The sequence below is a fragment of the Pseudoduganella sp. UC29_106 genome (assembly GCF_044055365.1).
In the GTDB taxonomy this organism is placed as follows: domain Bacteria; phylum Pseudomonadota; class Gammaproteobacteria; order Burkholderiales; family Burkholderiaceae_D; genus Rugamonas.
Genome location: NZ_CP171977.1, coordinates 2,718,244 through 2,739,308, shown reverse-complemented (window position 1 = coordinate 2,739,308; position 21,065 = coordinate 2,718,244). Strand labels below are relative to the sequence as shown.

General features: G+C 62.4%; 24 protein-coding genes and 1 pseudogene. 16 read left to right on the top strand and 9 right to left on the bottom strand.

What is annotated here, in order from left to right:
* Positions 1-56: 56 nt before the first annotated feature.
* Positions 57-998, top strand: a complete 942-nt coding sequence (locus ACHMW6_RS14210; RefSeq protein WP_395407736.1) for an AraC family transcriptional regulator N-terminal domain-containing protein — start codon at positions 57-59, stop codon at positions 996-998.
* On the opposite strand, the gene ACHMW6_RS14205 is transcribed toward ACHMW6_RS14210, so the two are convergent.
* Complete coding sequence (locus ACHMW6_RS14205) at positions 985-2,895, bottom strand: CocE/NonD family hydrolase (RefSeq protein ID WP_395407735.1); 1,911 nt, start codon at positions 2,893-2,895, stop codon at positions 985-987. The genes ACHMW6_RS14210 and ACHMW6_RS14205 overlap by 14 nt on opposite strands.
* Before the next feature lie 133 nt (positions 2,896-3,028).
* Between ACHMW6_RS14205 and ACHMW6_RS14200 the strand changes: the two genes are divergently transcribed.
* The 3 genes from ACHMW6_RS14200 (at position 3,029) to ACHMW6_RS14190 (ending at position 5,019) form a co-directional block, all read left to right on the top strand.
* On the top strand, positions 3,029-3,439 hold the full coding sequence (locus ACHMW6_RS14200; protein WP_395407734.1) for a hypothetical protein: 411 nt from the start codon (positions 3,029-3,031) through the stop codon (positions 3,437-3,439).
* Positions 3,440-3,733: 294 nt separating this feature from the next.
* Entirely contained in the window at positions 3,734-4,756 is a 1,023-nt protein-coding gene (gene trpS, locus ACHMW6_RS14195) for a tryptophan--tRNA ligase (protein ID WP_395407733.1), read from the top strand.
* The gene (locus tag ACHMW6_RS14190; RefSeq protein WP_395407732.1) at positions 4,756-5,019 is read left to right on the top strand and encodes a DUF1294 domain-containing protein; all 264 of its coding nucleotides are present in this window, start codon (positions 4,756-4,758) and stop codon (positions 5,017-5,019) included. Before trpS ends, ACHMW6_RS14190 begins: the two co-directional genes overlap by 1 nt.
* A 171-nt stretch (positions 5,020-5,190) precedes the next feature.
* On the opposite strand, the gene ACHMW6_RS14185 is transcribed toward ACHMW6_RS14190, so the two are convergent.
* Positions 5,191-6,531, bottom strand: a complete 1,341-nt coding sequence (locus ACHMW6_RS14185) for an erythromycin esterase family protein (RefSeq protein WP_395407731.1) — start codon at positions 6,529-6,531, stop codon at positions 5,191-5,193.
* A gap of 80 nt (positions 6,532-6,611) precedes the next feature.
* Between ACHMW6_RS14185 and ACHMW6_RS14180 the strand changes: the two genes are divergently transcribed.
* Entirely contained in the window at positions 6,612-7,565 is a 954-nt protein-coding gene (locus ACHMW6_RS14180; protein WP_395407730.1) for a DMT family transporter, read from the top strand.
* Here ACHMW6_RS14180 and ACHMW6_RS14175 read toward each other — a convergent pair.
* From ACHMW6_RS14175 to ACHMW6_RS14160, 4 genes are all read right to left on the bottom strand, one after another.
* Positions 7,552-8,184, bottom strand: a complete 633-nt coding sequence (locus ACHMW6_RS14175; protein ID WP_395407729.1) for an FMN-binding negative transcriptional regulator — start codon at positions 8,182-8,184, stop codon at positions 7,552-7,554. The genes ACHMW6_RS14180 and ACHMW6_RS14175 overlap by 14 nt on opposite strands.
* 88 nt (positions 8,185-8,272) lie before the next feature.
* Positions 8,273-8,887, bottom strand: a complete 615-nt coding sequence (locus ACHMW6_RS14170) for an LON peptidase substrate-binding domain-containing protein (protein ID WP_395407728.1) — start codon at positions 8,885-8,887, stop codon at positions 8,273-8,275.
* Positions 8,888-8,926: 39 nt separating this feature from the next.
* Positions 8,927-9,991, bottom strand: a complete 1,065-nt coding sequence (locus ACHMW6_RS14165) for an amidohydrolase family protein (RefSeq protein ID WP_395407727.1) — start codon at positions 9,989-9,991, stop codon at positions 8,927-8,929.
* Between the two features lie 281 nt (positions 9,992-10,272).
* Positions 10,273-10,572, bottom strand: a complete 300-nt coding sequence (locus tag ACHMW6_RS14160; protein ID WP_395407726.1) for an H-NS family nucleoid-associated regulatory protein — start codon at positions 10,570-10,572, stop codon at positions 10,273-10,275.
* A gap of 269 nt (positions 10,573-10,841) precedes the next feature.
* Between ACHMW6_RS14160 and ACHMW6_RS14155 the strand changes: the two genes are divergently transcribed.
* The 3 genes from ACHMW6_RS14155 to ACHMW6_RS14145 all read left to right on the top strand — a co-directional run bounded on the left by ACHMW6_RS14155 (position 10,842) and on the right by ACHMW6_RS14145 (position 12,638).
* On the top strand, positions 10,842-11,270 hold the full coding sequence (locus ACHMW6_RS14155) for a hypothetical protein (protein WP_395407725.1): 429 nt from the start codon (positions 10,842-10,844) through the stop codon (positions 11,268-11,270).
* A 119-nt stretch (positions 11,271-11,389) separates the two neighbouring features.
* On the top strand, positions 11,390-12,217 hold the full coding sequence (gene asd / locus ACHMW6_RS14150) for an archaetidylserine decarboxylase (RefSeq protein ID WP_395408612.1): 828 nt from the start codon (positions 11,390-11,392) through the stop codon (positions 12,215-12,217).
* Positions 12,218-12,293: 76 nt separating this feature from the next.
* Positions 12,294-12,638 (top strand): hypothetical protein, encoded by a 345-nt coding sequence (locus ACHMW6_RS14145; RefSeq protein WP_395407724.1) that lies wholly within the window; start codon positions 12,294-12,296, stop codon positions 12,636-12,638.
* On the opposite strand, the gene ACHMW6_RS14140 is transcribed toward ACHMW6_RS14145, so the two are convergent.
* The gene (locus ACHMW6_RS14140) at positions 12,628-13,539 is read right to left on the bottom strand and encodes a LysR family transcriptional regulator (protein WP_395407723.1); all 912 of its coding nucleotides are present in this window, start codon (positions 13,537-13,539) and stop codon (positions 12,628-12,630) included. The two genes, ACHMW6_RS14145 and ACHMW6_RS14140, sit on opposite strands and share 11 nt — an antisense overlap.
* 112 nt (positions 13,540-13,651) lie before the next feature.
* Between ACHMW6_RS14140 and ACHMW6_RS14135 the strand changes: the two genes are divergently transcribed.
* From ACHMW6_RS14135 to ACHMW6_RS14125, 3 genes are all read left to right on the top strand, one after another.
* On the top strand, positions 13,652-14,254 hold the full coding sequence (locus tag ACHMW6_RS14135; protein ID WP_395407722.1) for an FMN-dependent NADH-azoreductase: 603 nt from the start codon (positions 13,652-13,654) through the stop codon (positions 14,252-14,254).
* Between the two features lie 26 nt (positions 14,255-14,280).
* Positions 14,281-15,174: a pirin family protein gene (locus ACHMW6_RS14130; RefSeq protein ID WP_395407721.1), complete on the top strand. Its 894-nt coding sequence runs from the start codon at positions 14,281-14,283 to the stop codon at positions 15,172-15,174.
* 172 nt (positions 15,175-15,346) lie between these two features.
* The gene (locus tag ACHMW6_RS14125; RefSeq protein WP_395407720.1) at positions 15,347-15,817 is read left to right on the top strand and encodes a hypothetical protein; all 471 of its coding nucleotides are present in this window, start codon (positions 15,347-15,349) and stop codon (positions 15,815-15,817) included.
* Positions 15,818-15,877: 60 nt separating this feature from the next.
* Here ACHMW6_RS14125 and ACHMW6_RS14120 read toward each other — a convergent pair.
* Positions 15,878-16,924, bottom strand: a pseudogene (locus ACHMW6_RS14120) (acyltransferase family protein); the annotation flags it as partial.
* Positions 16,925-16,980: 56 nt separating this feature from the next.
* On the opposite strand from ACHMW6_RS14120, the gene ACHMW6_RS14115 reads away from it, so the two are divergent.
* Both ACHMW6_RS14115 and ACHMW6_RS14110 read left to right on the top strand, forming a co-directional pair.
* The gene (locus ACHMW6_RS14115; protein WP_395407718.1) at positions 16,981-17,943 is read left to right on the top strand and encodes a succinylglutamate desuccinylase/aspartoacylase family protein; all 963 of its coding nucleotides are present in this window, start codon (positions 16,981-16,983) and stop codon (positions 17,941-17,943) included.
* Positions 17,944-18,034: 91 nt separating this feature from the next.
* On the top strand, positions 18,035-18,652 hold the full coding sequence (locus tag ACHMW6_RS14110) for a flavodoxin family protein (protein ID WP_395407717.1): 618 nt from the start codon (positions 18,035-18,037) through the stop codon (positions 18,650-18,652).
* Between the two features lie 108 nt (positions 18,653-18,760).
* Here the strand turns inward: ACHMW6_RS14110 and sugE are convergent, their stop codons facing one another.
* Complete coding sequence (gene sugE, locus ACHMW6_RS14105; protein WP_395407716.1) at positions 18,761-19,081, bottom strand: quaternary ammonium compound efflux SMR transporter SugE; 321 nt, start codon at positions 19,079-19,081, stop codon at positions 18,761-18,763.
* A 128-nt stretch (positions 19,082-19,209) separates the two neighbouring features.
* Between sugE and ACHMW6_RS14100 the strand changes: the two genes are divergently transcribed.
* From ACHMW6_RS14100 to ACHMW6_RS14090, 3 genes are all read left to right on the top strand, one after another.
* Positions 19,210-19,569, top strand: a complete 360-nt coding sequence (locus ACHMW6_RS14100; RefSeq protein ID WP_395407714.1) for a DUF1304 domain-containing protein — start codon at positions 19,210-19,212, stop codon at positions 19,567-19,569.
* Positions 19,570-19,648: 79 nt separating this feature from the next.
* A complete protein-coding gene (locus ACHMW6_RS14095) occupies positions 19,649-19,954 on the top strand; it encodes an ArsR/SmtB family transcription factor (protein ID WP_395407713.1) in 306 nt (101 codons plus the stop codon).
* Between the two features lie 13 nt (positions 19,955-19,967).
* On the top strand, positions 19,968-21,026 hold the full coding sequence (locus tag ACHMW6_RS14090; protein ID WP_395407712.1) for an alkene reductase: 1,059 nt from the start codon (positions 19,968-19,970) through the stop codon (positions 21,024-21,026).
* The last annotated feature ends 39 nt before the right edge of the window (positions 21,027-21,065 follow it).

Genomic DNA, 21,065 nt, shown 5'->3' with positions numbered 1-21,065 from the left:
CAAAAGTCCGCAATTCAGAGGCAAAATAACTGCCTGAAACTATGAGGAAGCCGGAAATGGACAATGCAGCACACAACGCCCGCCATGCACGCATCGTGCAACTGGTCAGTCAGCTGGCGCCGAACGACGGCATCAATCACTGCGCCCTGGGCGGCCTGAAATTCATGCGCGCCAGTTGCCCCAGCACGCGCCGCCCGGTGCTGTATGAGCCGAGCATTTCGATCCTGGTCCAAGGGTGCAAGCGTTGCTATATCGGCGAGCGCGCCTTCTTTTACGACGCCCAGCAATTCCTCGTGATGGCCGTGCCCCTGCCCTTCGAGGCCGAAACGGAAGCCAGCGCCGCCGAGCCGCTGCTCGGCCTGAAGATCTCGATCGACCTGCAGACCACAGCCGAAGTGGCGATGGCGCTGGACGAAGCGAATGTGCCGATCGCCAGCCCGTCGCAGGGCTTCGTGTCCGCGCCGATGGACGACAAGATGTCCGGCGCCGTGCTGCGCCTGCTGGAAGCGATGGTGTCGCCGGTGGAAGCCCGCCTGCTGGGACCGGGCATCGTGCGCGAGATTATTTATTATGTGCTGACCAGCCCCCTGGGCGGCGCGCTGCGCTCGGCGCTGACCCACCACAGCCAGTTCGGCAAGATCGGCAAGGCGCTGCGCCGCATCCACAACGATTTCAATCAGCAGATCGACGTGGCGCAGCTGGCCAACGAAGCCGGCATGAGCATGGCCGCCTTCCACGCCGGTTTCAAGGCGGTGACGATGACGTCGCCGATCCAGTACCTGAAATCGACGCGCCTGCACAAGGCGCGCCTGCTGATGGCGCAGAATGGCCTGAGCGCGGCCGCCGCTTCCAGCCGCGTGGGCTATGAGAGCAGCTCCCAGTTCAGCCGCGAATTCAAGCGCTTCTTCGGCCGCACGCCGGTCGAGGAAGCGCGCCAGATGCGCACCCTCCTCGGACAGGAACCGGAACCGGAAGCCGCCTACGTCACTTACCAGTAGCGCTCACGACCGGCAGCTCGATCGCGCTGCTGTGGATGCCGCCGCGGTAGACGCGCTGGGTCGCCTTCCTGTAGTCGGCCGCCTTCGCGTAGAAGATGTTCGGCACATAGGTCTGCGGATTGCGGTCGTACAGCGGGAACCAGGACGACTGGATCTGCACCATCACGCGGTGGCCCGGCTGGATCACATGGTTAATGTTCGGCAGCGCAAAGCTGTACTGCTCCACCTGGCCGGCCGGGATTGGCGACGGCTTCTCGAAGCTCTGGCGGTAGCGGCCGCGCAGGATATCCATGGACAGCGGCAGCTGATAGCCGCCCAGCTCCGGCTGCGACGGCACTTCGTCCGGATACACGTCGATCACCTTTACCACCCAGTCGGCGTCAGTGCCGCTGGTGGACGCGAACAGCTTCACCTGCGGCGCGCCGGACAACACCAGCGGCGCCTTCAGCGGCTCGCTCACATAGCTCAGCACATCGGGACGATCGGCCACGAAACGCTGGTCATGCACCAGCCAGGGCTTCCACACATTGCCGTCGCCCATGCGCACGGGACGCGGCAGGAATGGCACCGGCTTGGCGGGATCGGCCACGTATTCATCGAAGGCTTCACCTTTCGGCGCGTCGAAGGACAGCTTGAAGCCATCCTGCAGGTAGGCGCTCTTTCCAGCCGATGGGCAGCCCTTGTCGCAGGACAGCGGCCATTGTGCCAGGCGTTCCCAGTGGTTGCTGCCGGTCTGGTAGAACAGCACGGGCGGAGTATCGGCAACCGGCGCGCCATCCTTCAGGTACTGGTCGAGGAAAGGCTGCATCACGTCGCGGCGGAATTCCAGCGCCGTATCGCCGGTGAACTTGATCGGTCCCAGGTTGTAGCCGTCGTAATTGACCCCGCTGTGGCGCCAGGGGCCGACCACCAGGTAATTCAGCTTGTTCGCACTGTCCTGCTTTTCCAACTCGGCGTAGGTCTTGTAGGTGCCGTAGATGTCTTCCTGGTCCCATTGGCCCACAACATGCATGGTCGGCACCGACAGCTTGCGCTTGGCGAGGATGCGGTCCAGCGCCTGTTCCTGCCAGTAGCTGTCGTAGGCCGGGTGTTCGAACAGCTTCTTCGTGAAATTCAGCTTGTCCAGGCCATAGCGTTTGGCGATATCGGACACCGAACCGCCGCGCAGCACGCCCTCATAATCGTCATAGACGCCGGTGGCCAGCGCTTCGCCGCGGCCGCGCGCCGTGGTCTGGCCGGCGATATAGTCCAGCGTATTGACGCGGAAGGCCCCGTTGTGGAACCAGTCATCGCCGCGCCAGCCATCGACCATGGCGCTCATCGGCACGGCGGCCTTCAGCGCCGGGTGCGGATCGGTCAGGGCCATCAGCACGGTAAAGCCTTCATAGGACGAGCCGATCATGCCGACCTTGCCGTTCGTTTCCGGCACGTTCTTGACCAGCCAGTCGATCGTATCCCAGGCATCGGTGCCGTGATCGATCTTGGTATTGTTCAGCGGACCGCGCACCGGGCGGGTCATCACATAGTCGCCCTCCGAGCCGTACTTGCCGCGCACATCCTGGAATACACGGATATAGCCCTCATCGACAAAGACTTCGTCGCCCTGCGGCAGCAGCGACTGCATGTGCGGGCTGAGATTGCGCTGGGCGCGGCCGTTGGCGTTATAGGGCGTGCGGGTCAGGATGATCGGCGCCTTGCGCGCGCCTTTCGGGATCACGATCACGGTGTTCAGCTTCACGCCGTCGCGCATCGGGATCATCACGGTGCGCTTGATGTAATCGTCGGCCTCTTTCGGGGCTTCGAAGGACGGACCGATATCGGCGGCCATCGGCGGCGTCGATTGCGCAAAGGCGGTGGACATCAGAAGGGTGGACAGCAGGGCAAACCGGGCACGCATCTATTTCTCCAAGCCAGCAAAAAGTGCAATCTTACTGGAAAAGACATGCCGCACGGTAAGAGAGTGTGCGCACAGAGGAGTCAGGCTCAACTGGCCATACTGGCGGTACATGAACTCTGAGGAGGAGAACATCATGAAGAAACTGCTCATTGCCGCCATGGCGGCTTCCACTTTTGGTGCAATGGCCCTTCCGGTCGTCGCCAGCGCGGCTGATGTACTGGTGGTGCGCACCGCCCCGCCGGCTCCGCGCGATGAGGTGGTTCCGGCCTCGCGACATGGCTATGTCTGGACGCCGGGCTACTGGCGCTGGAACGGCAACCGTTATGTGTGGTCGCACGGTAAGTATGTGCGCGCGCGCCACGGCTATTACTGGCGCGAGCCGGCCTGGCGGGAAAGTAATGGCCGCTGGGAATTCTCGCGCGGCACCTGGGCGCGCGGCGACCGCGACCGCGACGGTATCCCGAACCGTTATGACCGCGACCGCGACAACGATGGCGTGCCGAACCGGTATGACGAACGGCCGAATGATCCGAACAGGCGCTAACGGCTGCGGTGAGACGGCGGATCAATGATCCGCCCTACGCCGCACGACTAAACTTGATTCATCTCCCCGATCCGCCGGGACGCATCCTGGCCGGCGCCGCCGACTTGACACATCGCGCCCAAACTGTAACTATTGCGAGATGAAATTTTTCCAATCACATTGCCCTGTTCTGAATTGGTGGCGCCGCTGACATAGCGCGGCCACTGAAAAGTGATGTGATTTCTATATCAACGCCGCCTCTGTCGGGTGGCGTTTTTCATGGCGCATCTCGATAGGGGCAAGCAAAGGAACCCTATGAGCCAGCCAGCACCAAGCACCTCCCCAGCCGTGATCCTGACCGGCGACCGTCCGACCGGTCCGCTGCACCTCGGCCATTTTGTCGGCAGCCTGCGCAACCGCGTCGCCTACCAGCACGAATACAAGCAGTTCATCATGCTGGCCGACTCCCAGGCGCTGACCGACAATATGGACGACACCAACAAGGTGCACCGCAATGTGGTGGAAGTGGCGCTGGACTACCTGGCTTGCGGCATCGACCCGGCCAAGTCCACGATCCTGATCCAGTCGCAGATCCCGGAGCTGGCCGAGCTGACCTTCTACTACCTGAACCTGGTCACCGTGGCCCGCCTGGAACGCAACCCGACCGTCAAGCAGGAAATCGTGCTGCGCGGCTTCGAGCGCGATATTCCGGCCGGTTTCCTCACCTACCCGGCATCGCAGGCGGCCGATATCTCCGCCTTCAAGGCTTCCATCGTGCCGGTGGGCGAAGACCAGATCCCGATGATCGAGCAGACCAACGAGATTGTGCGCAAGTTCAACCGCCTGGCCAATAAAGAGATCCTGGTCGAGTGCAAGGCCGTGGTGCCGGAAGTGGGACGCCTGCCGGGCATCGACGGCAAGGCAAAGATGTCGAAATCGCTGGGCAATGTGATCAACCTGGGCGCGACCGCCGACGAAGTTCGCGCGGCGGTGAAGATGGTGTATACCGATCCGCTGCACCTGAAAGTGTCCGATCCGGGCCACCTGGAGGGCAACGTCGCCTTCCTCTATCTCGACGCTTTCGACAACGACAAGGCTTCGCTGCAGGAGATGAAGGACCACTATGTACGCGGCGGCCTGGGCGACAGCGTCGTCAAGAAGCGCCTGGAAGCCGTGCTTCAGGAGCTGCTGGAACCGATCCGCACCCGCCGCGAGGAACTGGCCAAGGACAAGGGCTACATCATGCAGGTGCTGAAGGAAGGCACCGCCCGCGCACGCGAAGTGGCGGCGCAGACTTGCGACGAGGTGAAGGCGGCACTGGGGCTGAGCTACTTCTGATGCTCGCCGTACTGGCGCTCTATGCAGCGGCCAGCCTGCTGTGCTTTGTCGCCTATGGATTGGATAAGCGCGCGGCCGAACGCGGCGCCGCGCGCACTCCCGAGCGCACCCTGCTGCTGCTGGGGCTTGTCGGCGGCTGGCCGGGCGGGCTGGTGGCGCAGCAGGTGTTTCGGCATAAGACGGTCAAGGGCTCGTTCCTTGCCAAATTCTGGGTGACCGTATTACTTAATCTGGCTTTGCTTCTGCTCGCGGCGGGTCAATGACCCGCCCTACAGCCCTGCGGGCCAAACCGTTTCGCCACGCATTTGGGTCGAACGCCGGCGGCCAACATCCGACGGCGCGAGTCGGGCGGAACGTTGGCGACGAAATCCGATGACCGGGGTTGGCCCGAAGGGCTGTAGGGCGGATCATTGATCCGCCGTGCTCGCGGACCGTTACAATCCCGACGGATACGTCTCCGGCGCCTCCTCATGCCTCCACAACGCCGACCGCTCCAGCGGCTGCAAGGCCGTGCTGCGGTCGATGTGGATAATGGCGTCGAACTGGCGCGCGGCGTCGGCATAGAAGTAGTGGCTCATGCGCTCCGTATCCGGCCGGTAGATCACCCCAATCGCCCGCTCCAGGAAGCGCGCGCCCAGCCGCGACAAGCGGCTCACGCCGCCGCGCACCGGCAGCAAGAACCGGTCTACCCCAGTCTCGTGCAGCACATGCTCCACGCTGTCGCTGCGCGAAGGTACGATGTGCTTCAGCTCCGCCGGACCGTCCCAGTCCGTAGCCGCCGTCACCGTGCCGGTATGCGTGGTAAAGCCAAGCAGGAACACATCCTCGGGACGATAGCGTTCCCGCACCAGCTGGCCCAGATTCAGCTGACCATGCTGCCCCATTTCCGTATGCCGCGCATCGCCCAGGTGCGAGTTGTGCGCCCACACCACCACGCGCGCCGGACGTCCCGTGCGCTGGGCGATGTGCTCGCGCAGCGCCTGCAGCGTTTCCGCCATGTGCGAATCGCGCACATTCCATGATTCGTCCCGTCCCTGGAACATGGACCGGTAATACGTCTCCGCATTGCGCGTGACGCGCGCATTCTGCTGGGCGTAGAACAGTTCATCCGGCACCACGCCGCCGCCATTCTCAAGATGAGCGGCCGCCTTGCGCGTCATCTCCATCAGCTGCCGCATCACTTCTTCCTCGCAGTGGGGACGCATGCCGAACGAAATCGCGTACCCATAGCGCTGCGGGTCTTCCGCAAAGTGGTCGATGCAGGAATAGCGCTGACGGGCGCGAGCCGCCGCTTCAGGGTCCACGGTATCGAGATACGCGATCACCGCATGCATCGATTGCTGCAGGCTGTAGAGATCAAGCCCGTAAAAACCGACACGGCGCGCGGCGCTGGCCACGTGGGCATTGTGCTGGCGCAGCCAGTTGATCAGGTCCACGACCTCCTGATTGCGCCACATCCATTGCGGGAAGCGCTTGAAGCCGGACAGCGCCTGGTCTGCCGTCATGTCATCGCCGCCATGCTGCACAAAGCTGCTGACGCGCAGCGCATCCGGCCAGTCGGCTTCGACGGCGATCGCGTCAAAGCCCTTTTCCACGATCAGCCGGCGGCTGATCTCAGCCCGCATTCGATAGAACTCGCGCGTGCCGTGCGTGGCTTCGCCCAGCAGCACGATCGAGGCATCGCCGATATAGTCCAGCAGCCATGCCATGTCCTCATCCGTTTCAATTGGCCGCGCTTCATCGCGCAGTGCATCGCTGATTGCCTGGTCCATCATGCACCTCCGTCAATCATCGTTTGCCCCACGATAGCGCAAGCTGTGAGAAACTGTCGCAGGTTTAACTCGGGAAATCTTGCATGTGGAATGGTGTGCTGTGCGGCCTGCTGGCGGGCGCAATGTGGGGGATGGTGTTCATTGTGCCGGAGCTGCTCTCCGCATTCAGCCCAGTCGAAATGGCTGTGGGGCGCTATGTGGCGTATGGCGCCATCGCTTTCGGCCTGATGCTGCCCAAGCTGGGCAATCTGCTGTCCCGGCTTGAACGCAGCGACTATGCAGCGCTGCTGCGCCATGCACTAAGCGGAAACATCATCTATTACATGCTGCTCGCGCTGGGCGTGAAATTCGCCGGCGTGGCGCCGACATCGCTGATCATCGGTGTGCTGCCCATCGCCGTCACGCTGATGGGCCGCAATGACCATGGCGCCGTGCCCTTGCGCCAGCTTGCGCTGCCGCTGCTGGTGGTCGCCGCCGGCATCACCTGCATCAACGTCGACGTGTTCCAGCACGCCCAGGCGGCGGGACAGCCGCTGCTGCGCACCCTGACCGGCCTGCTGTGCGCTACCGGCGCCCTGCTCTGCTGGAGCTGGTACACACTGGACAACGCGCGCTACCTGAAACGCAATCCCCACTACACCAGCGGCGAATGGTCGGCACTGTACGGCCTTTCAACCGGCGTGATCGCGCTGCTGATTGGTGCTGTGGCCTTTGCGTTGTTCCACGACCAGGTCACCGGCGCGGCGGGCGCCGCATCGGGCCGCGACTGGGGTCTGTTCTGGATCTGCAATGGCGTGATTGCGCTGGGCGCATCCGTGATCGGCAACCACTTGTGGAATATCGCCAGCCGCCGTGTCCCGGTCACGCTGTCCGGCCAGTTGATTCTGTTCGAAACGCTGTTTGCCCTGCTCTATGGCTTCATCTACAAGCACCAGTTCCCGCGCCCACTGGAGATTGCGGCGATTGTGCTGCTGATTGCGGGCGTGGTGTGGTCGGTCCACGTGCACGCCCAGGAAGAAGAAATCAGCCCGGCCTGATGCGCTCTTCGACCAGCGCCGCCATGTCCGCAGCTTCGCGCTCGCGCAGGCCGGCGGCAATGCTGGCGCGGTCCGCCATTTCGCGGTTCTGGCTCACTTTCCATTTGCCCTTGATGGACGCGATGGGCAGTTCAATGCCGACAATCGCACGCATCATGGTGGCGATATATTCAGCCGGCGCATCGCTGACTGCCCACGGCTGCGGCATCCTGCGCTCGTGCGCTTGCGTCAGGTCGTCCAGCAGGCGGCGCAGCCAGGCCCCATCTTCCACCGCACGCGCCGTGCCGCGCACCTGCACCATCGCGTAGTTCCAGGTCGGCACGGCCTTGCCCGTGGTGCGCTTCACCTCATACCAGTTCGGCGTGATGTAGGCTTCCGGCCCCTGGAACACGACCAGCACCGGAGCCCCCTCGCCCAGCGCCTTCCACACGGGATTGGCACGCGCCACATGGGCACGCAGCACGCCGTGCTCACCCTCGTCCGGATAGAGCAGGAAGGGAATCAGGTCGGCCGTAGGCCCCTCCTCCGTCTGCACGATCAGGGTGCCCAGCGGGTAGGTGTGAATCAGGCCGTGCTTGACTTCGAGACGGTCTTCGGCGAATGCGGGTGGCAGGTACATGGGCGGCTCCGGGACTGGATCCGCCAAGTGTAACCGCGGCGCCGCCGGCCCGTGTAGGGCCAGCGCCGGCACGCGGGATGGGGCCAGCTCAGTTCAGCAGGCCGTGGTCGGCGAGGACATCCTGCACCAGTTCCAGGCGCAGCAACGGGTTCTCCTGGCTGAGGAGCAGTTGTTTCTGGGCCAGGTTGATGCGCAGGAGTTCGCACCAGCGGTTCGCGACCCAGCCCGCGTCGTCGAGGCGGTACGGTGGACGCATGGGCATCTGGTTGCCGTGGATGCCGCGTTCCTGCAGGGAGCGGATCAGGGAGCCCAGCATATCCGCCACCACTTGCTGGTCGACGGGAATGGGCATTTGCAGGTCGGGGGGAATATCGGTCACATCGCCCATCCACAAGCCATGTTTCAGCAATTCGGCGCTGGTGATGTGAAAGCGCCGCGCGCCCACGCAGCTGATGTGCATCAAGCCGGGCATGGGCGCCTTCCATTCGTCAATGCGCGCCATGGTGCCGATGGCAGACAGCGTTTCATGCCCACCCGGCTTGCGCACTTCCTCGCCCTGCACCAGGGCGACGACGCCGAACTGCTCGTCATGCTCGATGCAGCGCTTCACCATATCGAGGTAGCGGACTTCGAAAATCTGAAGCGACAGGCAGCCGTCCGGGAAAAGAACGGTGTTCAGCGGGAATAAGGGAATCGCGGCCATGTCTCATCATCGCACGAATCCGGGGCGCCTGCCGTGAAACTAGGGCTGGCGGACGACAGCGCCGCCCTTCATCACGAAGGAAACCTTGTACAGCGTGGTGATGTCGGCAGTGGGGTCGCCCTCCACTGCTACCAGGTCCGCCAGGTAGCCTGGCTTCACCTGCCCCAGTGTGGCAGCACGGTCCAACACAGCCGCATTGACGACGGTGGCGGCGCGCAGGGCTTCCTGCGGCGTCATGCCCAGCCTGACCATCCACTCGGCTTCGCGCGCGCTGCTGCCGTGGGCGAAGACGCCAACGTCGCTGCCCAGGCCTATCGTCACGCCCTGCTTGCGCGCCAGCTGGAAGGCGCGCGCTGCCGCCTGCATGGACGGCGTGGGCGCGCCGCCGCGTACATATTTCTGGAAGTATTCGCTGCTTGCTTCCGGTGCGGTCAAGGTCGGGAAATACGCCACCTTGCGCTCGGCCATCAGCCTGAAGGTCGCTTCCGAACCGCCATAACCATGCTCGATGGTGTCGGCGCCGGCCAGGATGGAACGGCGCATGCCTTCGTCCGTGCTGGCGTGGGATGCGACTTTGCGGCCGGATTCATGGGCGGCGCGCACCAGGGCATTCAGCTCCTCCTGCGTGAAAGTAGCATGGGAACTGTTATCCGGGCCGGTGCGGTAATCGGCGTAAACCTTGATCCAGTCCGCGCCGCGCGAGGATTGCTCGCGCACGGCCTTTACCACTTCGTCGACGCCGGTCGCTTCCTGGGCGCCGCCGGGCAATTCCATATCCGGACGATAAGCCTTGACGTTCGGGCCATAACTGCTGCTGGCGACGATGGCGCGCGTGGCCACAAAAAGGCGCGGACCGGGAATCACGCCTTCATCGATAGCGCGTTTTATCGCCACGTCCGCATAACCGGCGCCTTCGGAACCGAGATCGCGCAGCGTGGTGAAACCGGATTGCAACTGGGCGCTCGCATGGCGGCTCGCGAGCAGCACGCGGTATTCCACGGGCTCTTTCAAGACCTGGTCGTCCCAGCTGGTTTCGTTATATGGATGCAACAGGACATGCGAATGCAAGTCCATCAGGCCGGGAATCAGAGTTTTACCCGGCAAATTGATGCGCTCGGCGTCCGCGGGTGCGCTGATATCGGTCCGACCTGTTGGATTTTGCCATCAGCGACCAATACCGACCAGCCGGCATGCGCCTGGCCTTCACCGGTCCAGACTTTCTCCGGAATTATCAGTACGGAACGGGGCGCTGCCGCTTGCGCGGCCGCCGACAGCAATACAAGAACCGCCGCGGCGGCGCGGGAATAAGCCATTGGCATATTTAAGGAAAACGGCGGAGATAATCCGGCCGAAACCGGACTTTTAAACCCGCCGTTGCAGGCTAATTACGCTTCTTTAATCAGGAAGTCTTCTTTCTTCTTGCCTTCCAGCCATTTCGGAGCACGGCCACGGCCGGTCCAGCTCTGGCCGCTCACAGGGTCGCGGTATTTCATCGGCACCGGAGCGCGCGGCTTCACCGGTTTGCCGCTCTTGGCCGCGGGACCCAGGTCGGCGATCGTCAGATTAAATTCGCGCATGATGGTAAGGATCTGTTCCTTGGCCTTGTTGATTTCGGTCTTGCGCGCGTTTTCCGCCAGATTCTGGAGCTCGGCGATCTTCGCCTGGTATTCCTGGTAGGTCGTCATCTCTCTATCCTAAGTTGGGTCAAAAACTAGTGTGACAATGTGTGAGAATTCAATGTCGCCAATGTACCATAGCTTTAGCGATTTAATCCACTTAATTTAACAACAATAATTAAAATGCGCCACACGCTTGCACAGTCGTGCTTTTAATCTAATACCTGCCAGTTGATCAGGACATAATATTCCCCGCATTATCACGTTGACTTTCCCTTGCGAAGGGAGCAGCCTCGTCAGGTCGGCATGTGCCGGCATCCAAAACAGGGAGGCTTACAATGAAAACCATTGCCGCAATTGTTCTGGGATTGGCAGTTTGCTCCACCGCGGTAGCGCAGGAAAAACGGCCGTACAAGGAAGGGACGGTCACTTCCGTTTCCTTCATCCGCACTAAACCCGGCCACTTTGACGAGTACATGCGCTGGCTGCTGGGCCCGTATAAAAGCCTGATGGAAGCCCAGAAGAAAGCCGGACTGATCGTCGACCACCGCATTTACGCGGCGACGCCGAAGAATCAGCATGAAGCAGACCTGATCCTGACTGTGACCTATCCGAATATGGCGGCGCTGGACCGCAGCGACGAGGCGGATGCCGTATCGTCCAAGGTCATGGGCAGTTTCGCGAACCAGGAGAAGGAATATGCCGACCGCGGCACGATGCGCGAAGTGCTGGGGAGCGAACTGGTGCGCGAATTAACGGCCCGCTGAGGGTAGCCGACGCGCCCGGATTGCCTGCAGGATATTATTTTTACCATTCCGGGCGCGAGGCTTATAATGCGCAGATCAATATTGAATGGAATGTCAGAACCGTGTCCCGTCTTGCCGTACTGCCTCAATACCTGCTGCCCAAAGGCGCACTGACCAATTTCGCGGGCCGCGTAGCCGGCGCCAAGGGCGGCGCCATGACCACGCGCCTGATCCGCTGGTTTGTGGCCAAGTACGATGTGAATATGGACGAGGCGGCGAATCCTGATATCGCCAGCTATCACAGCTTTAATGAATTCTTTACCCGCGCGCTGAAGCCGGGTGCGCGTCCGCTGGCGAAGGCGGACTTTATCTGCCCGGTGGACGGCCGCATTTCCCAGTTCGGCGATATCGAGGATGACCAGATTTTCCAGGCCAAGGGCCACAAGTTCACCACCACGGCCCTCGTGGGCGGCGACAAGTCGCTGGCCGATAAATTCCGTCACGGCCATTTCGCCAATCTCTATCTGAGCCCGCGCGATTATCACCGCATTCACATGCCCTGCGACGGCAAGCTGACGCGCATGATCTATGTTCCAGGCGACCTGTTCTCCGTGAACCCGACCACGGCGCGCGGCATCCCGGGCCTGTTCGCGCGCAATGAGCGCGTGGTCTGCGTGTTTGACACCGCCAATGGCCCCTTTGTGATGACGCTTGTTGGCGCCACGATTGTCGGCAGCATGGCGACCGTGTGGCACGGCGTGGTGAACCCGCCGCGCCAGCCATCCATCTGCGAGTGGACGTATGCAGACCAGAACATCGTGCTCAAGAAAGGCGAGGAACTCGGCCGCTTCCTGCTCGGCTCCACGGTCGTGATGCTCTTCCCCGAAAACACCCTCGCCTTCAACCCCGATTGGCAGCCTGCCGGCCCGGTCCGCCTCGGCGAGTCCATGGCCAACCTCAAGGCCTGATCCGAATCAAGCCTGCTTCACACCGGGGCGCCGCCGCGCGCCACGCGTAGTAAACTGGTAGTCCGGGAGGCCGCCCATGACCACCAGCGATAAAGAGTACTTCGACGGGAAGCTCGATTCGATGAAGCAGTCCTTCGACGCGAGCCTCGACGCCATGAAGCAATCCTTCGACGCGCGCTTCGACGCGATGAATGCGCACATTGACCAGCGCACCCAGGAGCTCAAGGCCGAACTTCACCAGACGATCGGACAGACCGTCAAATGGTCAGCCGCCATTGCTGCGTCCACGCTGATGATTTTCGTCACGATCATTGCCTTCCTGATGAACAATGCCGTGCCGCGCACGGCGCCGGTTGCGCCAGCGGCACAGCCCGCGCCGGCGCCGCAGCCTATCGTCATCGTCGTCCCGCTCAAATCTTAGCGTTGCCTGCCTTGAAATTCTCCTCGAGCATATCCAGAAACGCCCGCGTTTTCGCCGGCATCAGGCGGCGGCCGGGGAAAACCGCCCAGCCGGTGCTCTGAGGGAAGCTCCAGTCCGGCAGGATGCGCACCAGCTCCCCTTTTTTCACGTGCGGCGCCGCGAATTCGTCGGTGCAGGTGGCGATGCCCAGAGCCGCCGTGGCCAGCTTGGTCAGCAGTTCCGGCGAGTTGGCGCGGGTCTTGATCGGCACATCGCGCTCCCAGACATTTTTCCCGCGCGTGAGCTTCCAGCGCGCCAGGCCATTGATGGCGCGTGGCAAGCTCAGCAAGTCGTAGCGGAACAGGTCGTCCGGATGTTCGGGCAAGCCGTGCAGGCCCGTATAGCGCGGGGAGGCAAACAGCCCCCAGGTGCTGAGCACCACGGGACGGGCCGCCAGCGAGGCATCGTCCGGCAGCGCGCCCATGCGGATCGCCACATCGAACCCTTCCGCCACCAGGTCTACCCGGCGCGGCGACAAGTCCAGGTCGATGGCAATGGCGGGATATTTCTTCAGGAAATCCGGCAGCAGGCGGCTCAGGTGCGTATTGGCGAAGTCGGCGGGCATCGATACCCGCAGCAGCCCGTTTGGCGCCTGCTGCCGGTGCTGGGCGAGTGCGGCAGCCGCTTCCGTCTCTTCCGCCACCTTGCGGGCGTGTTCCAGCAGGCTCTCGCCAAACTCCGTCAGCACCAGCTTGCGGGTGGTTCGCTGCAGCAGGCGCTCGCCGAGGCGACCTTCCAGCAGGGTCAGCCGGCGCGACACTGTCGATTTCGGCAATTGCAGGCGCTCTGCTGCCTGGGTAAGGCTGCCGCACTCGACGATACGGGCAAATAGCAGCAGGTCGCCGGGGTCCAGTTCGCTCATGATTGTTCCACCAATGGATAAATGATGTCCATTTTAACGTCTTCCGCATCGTTTTTGGAATTGCTAAAGTACGTACATCGACGCAGCACTCAACCAAATTAAGGAGCACATCATGAACATTCTGCAAATCAACTCCAGCGCTCGCAGCCAAGGTGCCGAATCCACCCGTATCGCTGACGCGATCGTGACCAAACTGGTCGACGGCCGCAATGATGTAAGCGTGACCCGTCGCGACCTGGCTTCCGATCCACACCCTGTGCTGGACGAAGCTGCCCTGGGCGCCCTGTTCACTCCTGCTGACCAGCGCACCCCCGAACAAGCCGCCCGCGTGGCACTGGACGACGCCCTGATCGCTCAAGTGCAGGCAGCGGACATTGTGGTGATCGGCGCCCCGACCTACAACTTCGGCGTGACTGTGCAGCTGAAGTCCTGGTTCGACGCGATTGCCCGCGCCGGCGTGACCTTCAAGTACGGTCCGACCGGTCCGGTCGGCCTGCTGACCGGCAAGAAAGTATATGTAGCCCTGTCGCGTGGCGGCCTGCACAAGGATTCGCCGACCGACACCCAACTGATGCACCTGGACATGTTCCTGAAATTCGTCGGCCTGGGTGAAGATGTGCAGTACGTGTTCTCGGAAGGCCATGGCATGGGCGCCGAGATGGTCGCCAAGGCCCAGGCATCGGCCAACGACCAGATCGCAGCCATCGCTGCTTAATCGGAAAGTTAGAAAGGAGTACGGCTATGGGTATCACTAGCGAAAAAATCGGAACGGTCCGCGGCGTGGAACGCATCATCCACGGCCAGGCCGTGATGGACGGCGCAGGCGTGAAGATCAATCGCGTCCTGACCCAGCCGCTCCAGCGCCGCCTCGACCCCTTCCTGATGCTGGACAATTTCGGTTCGGATGAAGCCAACGATTACATCGCCGGCTTCCCCGACCACCCCCACCGCGGTTTTGAAACGGTCACCTATATGCTGACCGGCCGCATGCGCCACCGCGACAGCGCCGGCAACGAGGGCTTGCTGACCAATGGCGGCGTGCAATGGATGACGGCGGGACGCGGCGTGATCCACTCCGAAATGCCGGAGCAGGAAGCGGGCTTGATGGAAGGCTTCCAGCTGTGGCTGAACCTTCCGGCCAAGGACAAGATGCGCAAGCCCTGGTACAAGGATTTCCAGGCCGGCGAGATCCCGTCCTTCGAGACCGATGCCGGCGCGAAGGTGCGCGTGATTGCAGGCTCCAGCCACGGTGTGGCGGGCGCGGTGCAGCGCGAAGTCACCGAGCCGCTGTACATCGACGTGGAACTGCCGGCTGGCGCGTCCTTCAGCCAGCTACTGCCGGCGGGCCACAATGCCTTCATCTACACCTATCGCGGTGAAGTGAAGGTGGGCGACAAGGCTGTGCCGGCGCGCAGCATGGCGATCCTGGCCAATACAGCAGGTTCGGATGGCGTGACCGTCACCGCGGGCGAAGCGAGCCGCTTCATCCTCATCGCCGGCAAGCCGCTGAATGAGCCGATCGTGCAGTACGGCCCGTTCGTGATGAATTCGCAGGAGGAGATTTTCCAGGCTGTGAATGATTTCCGGGCTGGCCAGCTGGGCGAAGAAGCACACGGCGCGGCCGCGGGCCAGTAAGCCGCCGCGGCTCAGGATGCACGGCGGATCAATGATCCGCCCTACAGCCCTGACGGGCCGGGGACGCGTCGTAGGGCGGATCATTGATCCGCCGCCCACGCGGCACAAAGATTTACCGCAGCACCTGGAGCCGCTCCCCCGGCCCCAGGGCTGTTTCCGCTAAAATGCGGACATGAGCAATCCCCTCCTCCACCTGCTTTCGAAGCTGAGCGACATGCTCGGCCTGAGCACCGCCGAATCCTTCCCCGCCGGCCACGTGTACGCGCGCACGCGCTGGAACAAGGCTTACTTCGACATCGCTTCCGACGTCAAACCCGACGACATCGAGCGCCGCATCTGTGACGCCATCACCAATACGCCGCAAGTCTTCGGCTATATCAACAACCCCACGCCCGCCATGCAGCGCGTGATGTTCGGACTGATCGAACAGCGTCTGCGGCTGAATCATGAGCGAGAGGCGGGCCAGCTGGCAGCGCTGCTGCTGAAGGCTTACGACAGCCCGGACATCCACGAAGCCTCAGCCGGTCTGCGCGCCGCGATTGCGTCCACCCGCGACCTTGAGCTGCCGGTCCGCGTACGCGCCCTCCTCGCCTTCCTGGCTGATATGCAGTCGCCTTTCGGCGTGATCGAAATGAGCGGCTAGCGCGCTGCGCGCAGGCCTCAGCTTCATAAACGGCGTTTCGACGACAAGGTAAAGCAGAAAGCCCACTGCCACCGACGCAGCGATCAGCAGCGCCATGCCGAGCGGCTCTTCTGGCCCGATGTCCCAATTCCAGGCCAGCTTGTTGGCGAGGATGATACACAGCTGCTTATGGGTCAGGTAGATCGCGTAAGACCACAGCGCAATGGACTCGGCGCCCGGAATGCGCGTGCGGGCCAGCAGACCGCGAGGACTCATGCCCGCCACCAGCAGCAGGCTGAAGGCAAGGCCCAGCAGTGGATAGCCGAACACGGTCATGCCGAAGCCGTAATGGTCGCGGATGAAGAGCGCGAAAGCAGTCACGGTCAGCACCGCACCGGCGGCCAGCGTCCAGTTGCCACGCGAGGTCGCGCGCTGCCAGGCGGACGGATGGAAGTTCTTCAGCATGGCCAGCGCCACGCCGAACAGCAGCTCATCGAAGCGGCACAGCGTGGAGTAGTAGATCAGCGTATAGAAGATGCCCGTGCCCCGCGGGCCGACGTCCATGTTCGGGGTCCATATATGTGCGCGCCACGCCATCGCCGCCACCAGCGACACAGCCAGCAGGGTCCAGCCGACGGCGAGCGCACGCCGCTCCCAACGCCGCAGCAGCGCGACCGCCAAGGCCACAGCCGGCAGCACCATATAGAACTGCTCTTCCACGCACAGTGACCAGGCGTGCGAGAACAGTGTGCCGGGAATCAGGTCGAAGTTCAGCGTAAAGGTCCAGTACTTCCACCACGGCGCGGGATTTGAGGTGCCGGCCCACAGCGGCCAGAACGCATACAAGGCGAGCACCACGTAATAGCTGGGCAGCGTGCGCAGCAAACGGCGCGCATAAAAGCGCGCCAGCGAAAAGCCGCCATCGCGCAAGCCTGCGAAAATCTGATTGCCGATCAGGTAGCCGGACAGGGCGAAAAACAGGTCCACGCCCGCCCAGCCGATTTCGCTCGCCCAGCCGAAAGTGGCGTCGTGCGACACAAAGCTCATGTAGTGATTGCAGAAGACCAGGGCGATGGCGGCGGCACGCAGCGTGTCAAGTCCGTGGATGCGGGATGAAGATTGGCTCATGGGCGCATTGTACCTGCGCTAGAATACCGGGCACTTATCGACCCAGAAGGAAAAGCATGACTGTAGCGAGCGAACTGCATTTCAAATCTGTCAATTACACCGGCCAGGGCAAGGGCCGCCGCGTGATCATCACCGGCGCCGTGCACGGCAACGAAACCTGCGGCACCAAGGGCATTCTGCGCGTGATGGAGCAACTCGACAAAGGCGAGCTGAAAATCCTGAACGGCAGCGTGACCTTCGTGCCGATCACCAATCCGTTGGCCTATGCCAAGGGCGAGCGTTCCGGCGAGCGCAACCTGAACCGCAACCTGTTCCCGAACGAAAATCCGCAAGACTTCGAAGACCGCATCGCCAACTGGCTTTGCCCCCTGCTCGCCCAGCACGAAATCCTGCTCGACCTGCACTCCTTCAACGCACAAAGCCAGCCCTTTGTGATGGTCGGCCCGCGCAATAACGACGGCGACTTGCAGCCCTTCAAGCATGAAGTGGAGGAACGCGCGATGGCGCGCATCCTGGGCGTGAAGCGCTTTGTGGACGGCTGGCTGGCAACCTACGGCGCCGGCGTGCAGCGCCGCCTGCGCAATGACAGCGAACTGCAGACAGTGCTGAAGTACGGCGTCGGCACCACCGAATTCATGCGCTCGACCGGCGGCATGGCGCTGACCCTGGAATGCGGCCAGCACGCCGATCCGCAGGCACCGGAAGTGGCCTACCGCGCCATCATGAATGTGCTGGCCCACTTCGGCCTGATCGATGCGCCGAAGCCGCAGCCGGTGCCGGTCGATGAAATGGAATACCTGAGCATGATGGAAGTGCATGACAAGCTGAATGCGGACGACAAGTTCAGCCGTACCTGGTCCAGCTTCGACCGCGTGAAACAGGGCGACGAGATCGGCCGCCGCGCCGACGGCACGGCCGTTCTGGCGCCGTATGACGCCTATATGCTGTTCCCGGATGTGAACGCGAAGGCGAATGCGGAGTGGTTCTACCTGGCCAAGGTCAGCCAATCATTCAATTAAGCTGAATGATGCATTCACGGAACTCCGATTGATCATGAATTGGTGAACTCCTACACTGGGTTCATCGATTCACTTTCTACGGAGTTCTGTCATGAGCACTAACACCCGCGTTGCTGTCGTCTACCATTCGGGCTACGGCCACACTGCCAAGCAGGCGGAAGCTGTCGCACGCGGCGCCGCCACCGGCGGCACCGAGAGCCTGCTGATCAGTGTCGATGAAATCGACCAGCATTGGGATCAACTGGAGCAGGTCGACGCCATCATCTTCGGCGCGCCAACCTATATGGGCAGCGCTTCCGCCCAATTCAAAACCTTCATGGACGCCACCTCACACCGCGTGTTCGCCAAGGGCGGCACCTGGAAGAACAAAGTAGCCGCCGGCTTTACCAACGCCGCTTCGCGCGCGGGCGACAAGCTGGCTACCCTGCAGCAGATTTCGATCTTCGCTGCGCAGCATGGCATGCATTGGGTGAACCTCGGCCTGGGTCCGGGAAATAATGCTTCGACCACTACCGAAGATGCGCTGAACCGTCATAGCTTCTTTATCGGCGCGGCCGCGCAGTCGAATGCCGATCAGTCGGCGGAAGATGGCGCGTGGCCTTCGGATCTGAAAACTTCCGAGCACCTGGGTGCGCGTGTGGCGCAGGTTGCGCGCGAACTGGCCGCCGGCCGCCGCGCATTGGCGCAGGCCGAGCGCCTGGCCGCGTGACGGGAGGCACGGCGGATCAATGATCCGCCCTACACGTCCCGCCAGACCAGACGCATCACATCGGGAGGGCGGATCATTGATCCGCCGTGTTCGCGCCGCACCGGGCCGTTAATGGGTCGACAATAACTTCAACCCGGCGATGCCGGCCACGATCATGGCGATGCACACGATGCGCGCGATACCGGCCGGCTCGTTCATCATCACAATCCCGTAAATCACGGTGCCCACGGTACCAATACCAGTCCATACGGCATAAGCCGTGCCGAGTGGCAGCTGGCGCAAGGCCAGTCCCAGCAAGCCAACGCTGGCGGCCATTGCGGTCAGCGTAATTGCGCTCGGAACGAGGCGGGTAAATCCGTGGGTGTATTTGAGGCCAACCGCCCAGACAACTTCCAGCAGGCCAGCGAGAAAAAGGACGAACCAGTGCATGATGCTCTCCCATAGTCATGACGGGGTCGTCCCCGCCCGGCTCCCTTAACAAAGGCGGGGTCGTCCCCACAGGAGAAAGAGCCGGCAGTATATCATTGCGGAAAATTTCTTTCAGAGAGGGAGACCCAATGCACCTGCTGGCCCAGATCGTTACCGCCATCGTTCTGCTGATCCACGTCTACATCGTTTTACTGGAAACCGTACTCTTCCCCACTCGCGGGCGGCGCGTTTTCGGCCTCTCCGCCGAGAAAGCGGAAATTGTCAAACCGGCCATGTCCAACCAGGGTTGCTACAACGGCTTCCTGGTCGCGGCGCTTGCGCTCGGCTTCCTGCATCCGCAACCGGCTGTCGCCTATGCCTTTACCATCTTTGGCCTGGTGTGCGTGGCCGTGGCCGGGATTTGGGGCGGCCTGACCGTCAGCAAGCGTATCCTGGCCGTGCAGACGGCGCCCGCTGTTGTCGCCCTGTCATTGATTTTCATGTCCTAAGCAAGCCTTGAAAGAATATCGTAGAATCCCGATATGCGTATCGGACTCCTCCGATATTCGCATCGAAGAAAACCGAAATATGATCCAGGAACTCGACATCGACGCCATCCACAAAGCCCTGGCCAATCCGGTCCGGCGGCAAATCCTGTGCTGGCTGAAAGACCCGGAAGCCTACTTCCAGGAACAGGTGCACCCGCTCGCCATGGGCGTGTGCGCCGGCCTGATCGACAGCAAGACGGGATTGTCGCAATCGACCGTGTCCGGCCACCTCGCCATCCTGCAGAAGGCCGGCCTGGTGACGGTGCAGCGCGTGGGTCAGTGGAATTTCTTCAAGCGAAACGAGGAAACCTATCGGCTATTTCTAGAACATATGCAGGCTTTCTAAAGGATTAAGACAAATGACTACGCTCTTCGACCCGATCACCATTGGCGCCCTCTCCCTGAAAAACCGCGTCATCATGGCCCCGCTGACCCGTTCGCGCGCCGTTGGCGAAGGCCGCGTGCCGAATGCACTGATGGCCGAGTACTACGCTCAGCGTTCTACGGCTGGCCTGATCATCAGCGAGGCAACTTCGGTCACCCCGCAAGGCGTTGGCTATGAAAATACCCCGGGCATCTGGTCCGACGAGCAGGTGGAAGGCTGGAAAAAAGTGACCGAGGCCGTGCATGCCAAGGGCGGCAAGATCGTGCTGCAACTGTGGCACGTGGGCCGCATTTCGGACCCCAGCCTGCTGAACGGCGAAGCGCCGGTAGCGCCGAGCGCGATCGCGGCGAATGGCAATGTCAGCCTGCTGCGCCCTGTGCGTCCGTATTCCACGCCGCGCGCGCTGGAGATTTCGGAACTCGCCGGCGTCGTGGCTGCCTACCGCAAGGGCGCCGAGAACGCGAAGAAAGCCGGTTTTGACGGCGTGGAAATCCACGGCGCCAACGGCTATCTGCTGGACCAGTTCCTGCAGGATTCCACCAATCAGCGTACCGACGCCTACGGCGGCCCGATCGAAAACCGTGCCCGCCTGATGCTGGAGGTGACGGACGCCGTCATCGAAGTCTGGGGCGCCGACCGCGTGGGCATGCACCTGGCGCCGCGCCGCGACGCGCACGATATGGGCGACTCCACGCCAACCGAGACCTTCGGCTATGTGGCGCGTGAACTGGGCAAGCGCAAGATCGCCTTCATCGCGGCACGCGAAGCTGTCGGCGACGATTCTCTGGGCCCGTTGCTGAAGAAGGAATTCGGCGGCACTTACATCGCCAACGAGAAGTTCACCGCGGAGGGCGCGCAAAAAGCGCTGGCGGAAGGCCGCGCCGATGCAATCGCATGGGGCAAGGATTTCATCGCCAACCCGGACCTGCCGCGCCGCCTGCAGACTGGCGCTGCGCTGAACCCTCAGCGCCCGGAGTTGTTCTATGCGCCGTCGGCTGAGGGTTATATCGATTATCCGGCTCTGGAAGCTTAAAACCGGGTGACCCTGGTGGCTGGCACGATGTGCCAGCCA

What these genes read in the sequence shown, in the direction of transcription:
- ACHMW6_RS14090 (WP_395407712.1), top strand. Translation starts at nt 19,968, where the DNA reads ATGACTACGCTCTTCGACCCGATCACCATTGGCGCCCTCTCCCTGAAA.
- ACHMW6_RS14155 (WP_395407725.1), top strand. Translation starts at nt 10,842, where the DNA reads ATGAAAACCATTGCCGCAATTGTTCTGGGATTGGCAGTTTGCTCCACC.
- ACHMW6_RS14205 (WP_395407735.1), bottom strand. Translation starts at nt 2,895, where the DNA reads ATGCGTGCCCGGTTTGCCCTGCTGTCCACCCTTCTGATGTCCACCGCC.
- ACHMW6_RS14145 (WP_395407724.1), top strand. Translation starts at nt 12,294, where the DNA reads ATGACCACCAGCGATAAAGAGTACTTCGACGGGAAGCTCGATTCGATG.
- ACHMW6_RS14095 (WP_395407713.1), top strand. Translation starts at nt 19,649, where the DNA reads ATGATCCAGGAACTCGACATCGACGCCATCCACAAAGCCCTGGCCAAT.
- trpS (WP_395407733.1), top strand. Translation starts at nt 3,734, where the DNA reads ATGAGCCAGCCAGCACCAAGCACCTCCCCAGCCGTGATCCTGACCGGC.
- ACHMW6_RS14170 (WP_395407728.1), bottom strand. Translation starts at nt 8,887, where the DNA reads ATGGCCGCGATTCCCTTATTCCCGCTGAACACCGTTCTTTTCCCGGAC.
- ACHMW6_RS14130 (WP_395407721.1), top strand. Translation starts at nt 14,281, where the DNA reads ATGGGTATCACTAGCGAAAAAATCGGAACGGTCCGCGGCGTGGAACGC.
- ACHMW6_RS14110 (WP_395407717.1), top strand. Translation starts at nt 18,035, where the DNA reads ATGAGCACTAACACCCGCGTTGCTGTCGTCTACCATTCGGGCTACGGC.
- ACHMW6_RS14125 (WP_395407720.1), top strand. Translation starts at nt 15,347, where the DNA reads ATGAGCAATCCCCTCCTCCACCTGCTTTCGAAGCTGAGCGACATGCTC.
- ACHMW6_RS14135 (WP_395407722.1), top strand. Translation starts at nt 13,652, where the DNA reads ATGAACATTCTGCAAATCAACTCCAGCGCTCGCAGCCAAGGTGCCGAA.
- ACHMW6_RS14190 (WP_395407732.1), top strand. Translation starts at nt 4,756, where the DNA reads ATGCTCGCCGTACTGGCGCTCTATGCAGCGGCCAGCCTGCTGTGCTTT.
- ACHMW6_RS14210 (WP_395407736.1), top strand. Translation starts at nt 57, where the DNA reads ATGGACAATGCAGCACACAACGCCCGCCATGCACGCATCGTGCAACTG.
- sugE (WP_395407716.1), bottom strand. Translation starts at nt 19,081, where the DNA reads ATGCACTGGTTCGTCCTTTTTCTCGCTGGCCTGCTGGAAGTTGTCTGG.
- ACHMW6_RS14180 (WP_395407730.1), top strand. Translation starts at nt 6,612, where the DNA reads ATGTGGAATGGTGTGCTGTGCGGCCTGCTGGCGGGCGCAATGTGGGGG.
- ACHMW6_RS14100 (WP_395407714.1), top strand. Translation starts at nt 19,210, where the DNA reads ATGCACCTGCTGGCCCAGATCGTTACCGCCATCGTTCTGCTGATCCAC.
- ACHMW6_RS14160 (WP_395407726.1), bottom strand. Translation starts at nt 10,572, where the DNA reads ATGACGACCTACCAGGAATACCAGGCGAAGATCGCCGAGCTCCAGAAT.
- ACHMW6_RS14175 (WP_395407729.1), bottom strand. Translation starts at nt 8,184, where the DNA reads ATGTACCTGCCACCCGCATTCGCCGAAGACCGTCTCGAAGTCAAGCAC.
- ACHMW6_RS14140 (WP_395407723.1), bottom strand. Translation starts at nt 13,539, where the DNA reads ATGAGCGAACTGGACCCCGGCGACCTGCTGCTATTTGCCCGTATCGTC.
- ACHMW6_RS14185 (WP_395407731.1), bottom strand. Translation starts at nt 6,531, where the DNA reads ATGATGGACCAGGCAATCAGCGATGCACTGCGCGATGAAGCGCGGCCA.
- ACHMW6_RS14115 (WP_395407718.1), top strand. Translation starts at nt 16,981, where the DNA reads ATGACTGTAGCGAGCGAACTGCATTTCAAATCTGTCAATTACACCGGC.
- ACHMW6_RS14200 (WP_395407734.1), top strand. Translation starts at nt 3,029, where the DNA reads ATGAAGAAACTGCTCATTGCCGCCATGGCGGCTTCCACTTTTGGTGCA.